The sequence below is a fragment of the Mediterraneibacter sp. 210702-DFI.5.30 genome (genome assembly GCF_020560115.1).
Taxonomy (GTDB): domain Bacteria; phylum Bacillota; class Clostridia; order Lachnospirales; family Lachnospiraceae; genus Mediterraneibacter; species Mediterraneibacter faecis.
Map to the genome: position 1 here is coordinate 1 of NZ_JAJCME010000040.1, position 354 is coordinate 354.

The 354-nt window shown below is 51.4% G+C and carries 1 pseudogene; it reads right to left on the reverse strand.

Features of this window, described 5'->3' with window-relative positions:
• A pseudogene (locus LI126_RS14600) lies at positions 1 to 354 on the reverse strand (RNA methyltransferase); the annotation flags it as partial.

A 354-nucleotide genomic window follows, 5' to 3' on the forward strand; every position in this document is an offset into this window, starting at 1 on the left:
AGCTGAGCTTAAAATCTTGCGCTGACGATTGGCACATTCACTTGGATAATCCGGCGTCCAGTACTCAATTCCGGCCGGCTCTTTGCGGAACATTCCCTCACCAGAACAAGGCGCATCCACTAAGATTCGATCAAAAAACTGCGGAAACTGTTTTTCAAGGTCAGCTGGGCTCTCATTCATCACGACTGCATGCCGAGTCCCCCAGCGTTCAAGATTTTCAGCTAGGATATTGGCCCGCTTGCGAAAGATCTCATTGGCAACCAGCAGACCCTCATCATGCATTTTGGCGATTAAATGCGTACTTTTACCACCTGGTGCCGCGCATAGATCCAGCACACGCTCACCCGGCTGCGG